This window comes from Brevibacterium sanguinis (assembly GCF_039528855.1).
Lineage (GTDB): Bacteria > Actinomycetota > Actinomycetes > Actinomycetales > Brevibacteriaceae > Brevibacterium > Brevibacterium sanguinis.
On the sequence record NZ_BAAAMB010000015.1, the window covers coordinates 75,736 to 83,271 of the forward strand.

A 7,536-nucleotide genomic window follows, 5' to 3' on the forward strand; every position below is an offset into this window, starting at 1 on the left:
TGCGCCGGGCCCTGAGGCGGAGCGGCTCAGATCGGGTAGCCGGTGACCGGACCCTCCCAGTTCGGCTTCCAGCCGAGTGCCGGGGCGACGTGCTCGGCGAAGGACTGGAGGACGTGGAGGTTGTAGTCGACGCCGATCTGGCTGGGGATCGTCAGCATGACCGTGTCGGCGGCCTCGATCGCCGGGTCGTCCTTGAGCTGCTCGATGAGGACGTCCGGAGCGGCCGCATAGGTCTTGCCGAACGTCGAGCGCATGTCATCGATGATGCCGATCTGGTCGCCGTCCTCATGGGAGCGGCGTCCGAAGTAGAGGTCGTCGAGATCGGTGGTGATCGGGAAGATGCTGCGGCTCACCGACACGCGCGGGGTCCAGTCGTGACCGGCCTCCTTCCACGCTTCGCGGAACTTGTCGATCTGCTCGCGCTGGAGGTCGGCGAACGAGTCACCGGTCGCCTCGGTGAGCAAGGTCGAACTCATGAGGTTGACGCCCTGTTCGGCCGCCCACTCCCCTGTCGCGCGGGTCGCCGCACCCCACCAGATGCGGCGGTCGAGGCCGGGGGCGTGCGGTTCGATGGAGAGCCGGGCACCGGGACCGAACTGCTTCGGGTCGGCCGGAGCCATCTTCTCGCCCTTGACGGCGGCCATGAACTTCCCGAACTTCGCGCGGGCGATGTTCGCGCCCTTGGCGTCTTCGGCGTCGAGATAGCCGAAGGCCTCCCACCCGCGCTCGGCCGGCTCCGGTGATCCGCGGCTGACGCCGAGGGCCACGCGGCCGTCGGCGAGGATGTCGAGCGCTGCGGCCTCCTCGGCGAGGTAGAGCGGGTTCTCATAGCGCATGTCGGAGTTATAACACTCGACGACCTCCCTCCTACTTCCTCGTCCGGGCAGCGCGGAGACCGTTGAGGATCACTATCACCTCGGCGATCTCGTGCACCAGCACCACCGCGGCCAGCCCCAGCACGCCGAACAGGGCCAGCGGCAACAGGGCGGTGATGATCAGCAGCGACAGGATGATGTTCTGATTGATGATGTGCCGACCGCGACGGGCGTGGTCGAACGCCCGCGGGAGGAGCCGCAGGTCGTGGCCGGTGAAGGCGACGTCGGCGGACTCGATCGCGGCGTCGGAGCCGGTCGCGCCCATCGCGATGCCGATGTCCGCGGCGGCCAGGGCGGGGGCGTCGTTGATGCCGTCGCCGATCATCGCGACCGAGCCGTGCCTGCCCAGTCCGCTGATCGCGGCCGCCTTGTCCTCCGGGCGCAGCTCGGCGCGCACGTCCTCGATCCCGGCCTGCGCGGCCAGCGCCCGGGCGGTGCGGGCGTTGTCGCCGGTGAGCATGGTCATCCCGACGCCCTGGGCGGCGAGGGTGCGGACCACCTCGGGGACTTCGGGTCGCAGCTCGTCGCGGACGCCGATCGCGGCGACCGGGACGTCGTCGCGGTGCACGATCACGACGGTCATGCCCTGCTCCTCCAGGCCGGCGACCTGGTCCTTGAGCGTCCCGGCGTCCAGCCAGCGGGGGCTGCCGACGGTGACCCGGGCCCCGTCGAGGGTGCCCTCGATGCCGTGCCCGGCCTGCTCGGTGACCTCCAGGGCGGCGGGGGCTCCGGGTGCGGCGGCGGTGATCGCGGCGGCCAGCGGGTGGGTGCTGTGCTGCTCCAGGGATGCCGCCCAGGCCAGGGCCTGCGCCTCGGTCACGCCGTCGGCGGTGAGGACGGCGGTGACGGCGGGCTCGTTGCGGGTGAGGGTGCCGGTCTTGTCGACGGCGACGTGGCGGATCACGCCGAACCGCTCGAACACGGCACCGGACTTGATGATCACGCCGAATCTGCTCGCCGAGCCGATCGCGGCGACGACGGTCAGCGGGACGGAGATCGCCAGCGCGCACGGCGACGCGGCGACGAGCACCACGAGGGCTCGGGTGATCCACAGCTCCGGGTCGCCCAGCAGCGAGCCGATGATCGCGACGAGGGCGGCGAGGATCAGCACGCCGGGCACGAGCGGCCGGGCGATGCGGTCGGCCAGGCGGGCACGGTCGCCCTTCTCGGCCTGCGCCTGCTCCACCAGCTCCACGATCGTGGTCAGCGAGTTGTCGGTGCCCGCTGCGGTCGTCTCGACCTCCAGGGCACCGGCGGTGTTGATCGCCCCGGCCGACACCGCGTCGCCGGGCTCGACCTCCACCGGGATCGACTCCCCGGTGATCGCCGAGGTGTCCAGGCTCGACCGGCCCGTCCGGACGATCCCGTCGGTCGCGATCCGCTCACCCGGACGCACGAGCATCAGCTGACCAACGGCCAGATCCTTCGCGGCGACCTCCACGGGCGCGCCGTCCTGCCGGATGGTCGCGGTCTCCGGGACCAGCTTGAGCAGCGCCCGCAGCCCGCCGCGGGCGCGGTCCATGGCCTTGTCCTCCAGCGCTTCGGCGATGGAGTACAGGAACGCCAGCGCCGCGGCCTCCTCGACGTAGCCGAGGATGACCGCGCCGACCGCGCTGATCGTCATCAGCAGCCCGATGCCCAGCTTGCCCGTGAACAGCTTGCGGATCGCGCCGGGCGTGAACGTCGACGCACCCAGCAGCAGGCCGATCCAGAACGCCACCAGCGCCGGGATCTCCGCACCCGTCCATTCCAGGACCAGGCCCGTGCCGAACGCTACGCCGGAGAACACCGGGACCATGATCCCGCGGTCACGCCACCACGGACGCTCCCGCTCCTCCTCGGCCTCCTCGCCGACCCGGGTCTCCGGCTCGTCGCAGCCGCACGCCGCGCTCACGCGCCCGCTCCCGTCCCACAGCAGCCCGGCACCGTGCACTCGGCGTCCACGCACGGCGCGTGCTCGTCCACGGCCAGCGTCACGTCCACCAGCGCCGTGAGCGCCGCCGCGAGGTGCGGGTCGGCGATCTCGTAGCGCGTCTGCCGACCCTCGGGCTCGGCGACTACGATCCCGCAGTCGCGAAGACAGGTCAGGTGGTTCGACACGTTGGAGCGCGTCAGCTCCAGCTCGCGCGAGAGCACGGCCGGGTAGCTCGGCCCGTCCAACAGGGTCATCAGGATCCGGGAGCGCGTCGGGTCCGCCATGGCCCGGCCGAGCCGGTTCACGACGTCGAGGCGAGAAGCAATGGTCAGCATGCACTGAACTATACAGCAGGCACTGACCTATTGTCACTCTGTGGAGTTCTGCCGCACGCGCTCCGCGCGCTTGCCCTCGGGAGCTGGGGTCACCTCCGCCAGCGGGGCCATGTCGGCATCCCGCGGCCCCTCCACGTCTCCGCCAGGCCGACGATCCAGCGGGCGGAGGCGAAGAGGGCGTAGCCGGCACTGGCGAGACCAGCGCTGACCACGAGCCAGCGCCCGATGCCGAGCCACACGCTCCCGTCCACGTCCAGCGCCCACTGAGCACCCGTGATCAGGCCCGCTACGGCCATCCAGACGCCCGCGACCAGCATCGCGAGCGGCACGAGCGCGAGGAGCATCGCGGCGGCGGCGCTCCAGAGCTGGCGCGCCTCGACCTTCGCCGTCGCGGCGATGACCCTTTCGGCCCGCTCGTTCGCGGCGTCGAGGTTCGCCGTCATCGTGGCCGAGGCCTCCCCGGCGACCTGTTCGACGGCCTTCTGCACGCGCTCCTCGGTGCGCTTCTCGATCCGCTGCACGGCACCGCCGACCCTGCTCACGAGCGCCCTGCTCTCGTCGGCCTGTGCCTTGAGCGCTTCACATGCTGCGGTCGTAACTGTGTGATTCCTCTGCGCTTCGACGATCAAGCTCTGCGAGGCGCTCTTCAGCTTCTCGCCGTCGAGACTCTGCGCGAATTCGCCGAGCGTGCTCGCGATCTCGCTCTGCCTGCTCGCGATACTCGCGATCCTCTCGGACACGTCGCTGGAGGGCGAGGAGGTCGACGGCGGGGCCGTGATCCGCTCCAGCCGCCTCGTCGTCTCCTCGTCCATGACCTTCACGAACCCCGCGAGCTTCTTCTGCTGCTCGGCCAGCCGGTCGAGCCTCGCATTCTGCGCCTCGACGGCGGCGAGGATCGAGGTCAACGCCTCCATCGTCTCCGGACTGCCGAGCTGCTGCCGCTGCTCGTCCTGCGCGTTCTGCTGCTTCAATCGATCGAGCGCTGCGCTCATGGTCCTGCTCCTTCTGCTGCTGGTGGTAGTCGAAGAACGCCTGCGCGCCCTCCGGGGTGAAGTCCGCAGAGAGGGCGCTCGTGCGCTTGCGGCGCTCGGCGCGCCCGGACTCGCCGCGGCGGTCCTCGATGTAGAGCGTCCACGTCTCCTTGCCGACGTTCTTGCCCCGCTTGCTGACGGCGGTGTGCAGGCGCATCCGCGGCACCCGCTCGTCGTCGCCGAGCCGCTGGTTCTGCTCCTCGATCACCGCTTCGAGACCGGCCTTATCCACCGCGCGGGGATCGGCCAGGGCTGCGCTCATACGGTCGCCCATCTCACGGTCGAGCCCACCCTCAGCGAAGTCCTCGCGGCGCAGCTCCCAGTCCTTCGGCGCGTGCTCCAGCCGCTTCACGACCGAGAGGCCGTGCTCGCGCATCAGCTCGTCGTTCGCCGACTGCACGCCCCGCTGGTTCCCGGCCTTGCGGTCGTGGAACGTGCGGTAGTCGCTGAGCGCCTTCCCGGTCCGGTTGTTGTGGTTGATGACCAAGATGTGGTTGTGTGGCTTGCGGCCACGTCCATCCACATGCGTCAAGACGAGGCAGTCCGAATCCGGGTGCATCCTCTTCGCCAGCAGGTAGCCCAGATCATTCACCCGCTGCACGTCCTCCGGGCTCTTCGGGTCGAACTCCTCATCGCTGAAGCTCTGCCTGTAGTGCAGCGCCTCGACGTCGCGCTTCGTGTGCTGCGTGAGCGCGCGGGCGCGCGCCGAGAACGCTCCCGGGCCTCCCGGCACGTCGCACGTGACCGCGACCCCGCGCTCGTCCTCCTTGCCCCGGATGTAGCGCTCCGTGTCCGCGGCGCTCGTGCTCGGGCTGTAGTGCGTGGTGCTCATGAGACCGTCCGATCACCGAGCAGGGCGCGGACCTCGCGCAGCAGCTCGATCAGCTCGGGCACCTCCGCCGACAGCGCCACCGCCTCACCGGCCCGTGCACGGCGGTCCAGGTCGTTGACGTTGATCGCCAGCGGGCGCACCTGCGCGGCCAGCTCCCGGGCGTCCGCCGAGGCCTGCGCGCGCGTCTCGACCCCGAGCAGGCGTGCGGCCACGGCGGCGTCCAGCTCCTCGCTCCGAGAGGCGTGCAGGGCATCGCGCACGACGCTCCGCACCCACGTGCTCGGAGCCAGCCCGAGCCGCTTCGCACGAGTGCGCAGCGCCCCGAGCGTGGCGTCATCGAAGCGGGTATCGAGCCGCCCGCCGCTGCCACGACGACGCTTCGCGCCGCCGTGACTCTGCCGCACAACCTCCGCATCAGCCCGACCGGTGCTCACCGGGGAGTCGGCCTGCTGCTCCACCTGTACGCCAGAGTGGCAAGCAGTAGCCCCGTCGGACACATCGCTGGCGCTCGTGCCCTCCGTGGCTGCTTGCGAGGGGGCTCCGCCCCCTTCGATCCCCTGGAAGTGTCCATCGAGCTCGGTGCTCATGCCGCACCTCCGATCAGCGCCATCGGCACGTCTGGGCTGCGCACCGCGAGTCCGCCCAGCAGCTCGGCGACCGCGCCGTCCGCGTCGTGTTCCGCCGAGGTCTCGGGACCGTAGGTCAGTTCCCGCGACCCGGCGTTCTGGTGGTACGCGTTGCCGTACATGCCGGGCGTGTGCGCGGCGGCCGGAACGCTGCACTGGTGCCACTCGTAAGGCTCGATCTTCCCGATGTGCTGCACGAGGTACCGGTTGATGTCATCGGCGCGGAAGACCTTCACCACGGACGCCAGGCGACGGATGAACTGGTCCAGCGCCTCGTCCACGTTGCCCTTCTGTCGGGCGTAGTAGAAGAACTCGACGGGTTCGATGGTGGCCGTGATGACGATGAGCCGCGGGGCCACCTCCCCCTTGTTCCTGTAGCGAGCCTTCGCCGGAGAAGCGTTGAACGGATCGAGCAGCAGCAACCAGTCGTTCGCGTCCATCGCCGAGGCCCGCAGATCGTCGAGCAGCAGCACTTCCTCCCCGCGCCAGTCATCGAGCGGGTTCCCCGTCGCGGCCCGGTAGACCTGCCACCGCTCGCCGTGGGCGTTCACCGAGTCGAGCGCTGCCGTGATGAAGTCCGTGGCGAACCGCGTCTTGCCGATCCCGGCATCCCCGTGGACGAACACCACGTGCGTCGAGAACTCCCCGGCGCGGAGCTTCGCCGCCGCCCGGTACGCGCGGCGCTGGCCGTAGGCCGACAGAGCGTCGTCGATCTCCCGCTGATGCCGGGAGTAGATGTCGAACAGCTCATCGGTGAGCATGATCTGATCGCGCGTGACCTCTCCCTGGAGCACGCGCTCACGCATGTCCTCGAAATTCTCGGCGACGACCTTCTTCTTCACGTGCGCGCGACCCTTGAGCCACGTCTCCCGGCGCTGGGCATCGATGCCGAGGTAGTCCGGCCCGCGCACCGTGGCGACCTCCGACGGCGCGTACTGGTGCTTGTCCGCGTACTTCACGTGCGTCAGATACGACAGCATGTTGTCGAAGGCGTACCGCCCGCGACCGGGCTTCTCGACGTACTGAGGCTCGACGCCGATGCCGAACGCGAGCCGATCCAGCGGGGCGCTTTTCGCGCGGCTGGCGAACTTGATGACCGCGTGCAGGTGCTCGGGCTTCGGCTCGACCACGAGCGCCTTCTCCGTGTCGCTCCAGACCTCGCGCTCGTCCTTGTCGTGCACGATGCCGTAGGCCTCGATGACCTCGCAGCCGATGGCCTCGAGCCGCTGCACCACGTAGGCGAGGATCGTCTCGGCTCCCTGCCGGAGCAGCGCGGCACCGTTCGCGTCCTCGGCGGCCCAGGTCCAGTACGACGGATCGAGGTACTGCGTGAGCCCGATGCTCGTCGGGTTGTTCTCCTGCTTAGCCACGGCGACTACCCCCACCGTGGGAGGCGCGACGACTCTCAGAGGGAGTCCGGCGCCTAAATGACCCCCTATTGACCCCCAAATGAGACCCCAAATGATCCCGCGTGGCCGCGTGACGGAGCGAGCGCAGAAACGCCTTCTGACCAGGCGTGTTGTTGCAAGGCGCGGCAATCGACAAGCCCTTGCCGCGCCCGTAGGAACGAATGAGGGTCTCAGAACTCTTGGAGTTCACGACGACGGGCATCCCGCCTTCGGCGGGTGCCAGGCCAGGCCCTCCGGGCGGGGTCAGGTCGGCGGGAGCGGTGCTGGGGTTGCGGGCGTCGGTTCGCATCAGCGACCACCGCCCTTGCGGTAGCGCTTGATGACGGCCTGATGGGTGACGCCGAGGGCGTCGCCGATCCTGACCCAGGTCACCCCGTCGGCGCGAGCATCGGCGACGGCGATCTCGACGGCCTCCTCCAGCACGGAGCGAAGCACGCCGAGGTCGTAGAGGCGGGGTTATAGGCCAAAAAGTGTGTCCGTGATCGTCCCGGATCCCAGCCACACCAAGGACAA

At 69.8% G+C, this 7,536-nt stretch carries 7 protein-coding genes and 1 pseudogene; all 8 read right to left on the reverse strand.

The window, feature by feature from the left end; translation table 11 throughout:
* Nucleotides 1-26: 26 nt before the first annotated feature.
* The 8 genes and pseudogenes from ABD154_RS15895 to ABD154_RS15930 all read right to left on the reverse strand — a co-directional run bounded on the left by ABD154_RS15895 (nucleotide 27) and on the right by ABD154_RS15930 (nucleotide 7,458).
* On the reverse strand, nucleotides 27-836 hold the full coding sequence (locus ABD154_RS15895; RefSeq protein WP_344251623.1) for an LLM class flavin-dependent oxidoreductase: 810 nt from the start codon (nucleotides 834-836) through the stop codon (nucleotides 27-29).
* 31 nt (nucleotides 837-867) lie between these two features.
* Nucleotides 868-2,769: a heavy metal translocating P-type ATPase gene (locus ABD154_RS15900; RefSeq protein ID WP_223399776.1), complete on the reverse strand. Its 1,902-nt coding sequence runs from the start codon at nucleotides 2,767-2,769 to the stop codon at nucleotides 868-870.
* Nucleotides 2,766-3,125: a Cd(II)/Pb(II)-sensing metalloregulatory transcriptional regulator CmtR gene (gene cmtR, locus ABD154_RS15905; protein ID WP_223399569.1), complete on the reverse strand. Its 360-nt coding sequence runs from the start codon at nucleotides 3,123-3,125 to the stop codon at nucleotides 2,766-2,768. The genes ABD154_RS15900 and cmtR overlap by 4 nt, the downstream gene beginning before the upstream one ends.
* Nucleotides 3,126-3,214: 89 nt before the next feature.
* On the reverse strand, nucleotides 3,215-4,117 hold the full coding sequence (locus tag ABD154_RS15910) for a hypothetical protein (protein WP_342037489.1): 903 nt from the start codon (nucleotides 4,115-4,117) through the stop codon (nucleotides 3,215-3,217).
* Between the two features lie 409 nt (nucleotides 4,118-4,526).
* Nucleotides 4,527-4,988, reverse strand: a pseudogene (locus ABD154_RS15915) (relaxase/mobilization nuclease domain-containing protein); the annotation flags it as partial.
* Nucleotides 4,985-5,575 carry a hypothetical protein gene (locus tag ABD154_RS15920; protein ID WP_342037490.1) on the reverse strand — a complete coding sequence of 197 codons (591 nt, stop codon included), beginning with the start codon at nucleotides 5,573-5,575 and terminating at the stop codon, nucleotides 4,985-4,987. The gene ABD154_RS15920 and the pseudogene ABD154_RS15915, both read right to left, overlap by 4 nt.
* Nucleotides 5,572-6,984, reverse strand: a complete 1,413-nt coding sequence (locus ABD154_RS15925; RefSeq protein WP_094426311.1) for a Rep family protein — start codon at nucleotides 6,982-6,984, stop codon at nucleotides 5,572-5,574. The genes ABD154_RS15920 and ABD154_RS15925 overlap by 4 nt, the downstream gene beginning before the upstream one ends.
* A 327-nt stretch (nucleotides 6,985-7,311) precedes the next feature.
* Complete coding sequence (locus ABD154_RS15930; RefSeq protein WP_344251624.1) at nucleotides 7,312-7,458, reverse strand: hypothetical protein; 147 nt, start codon at nucleotides 7,456-7,458, stop codon at nucleotides 7,312-7,314.
* Between the last annotated feature and the right edge of the window lie 78 nt (nucleotides 7,459-7,536).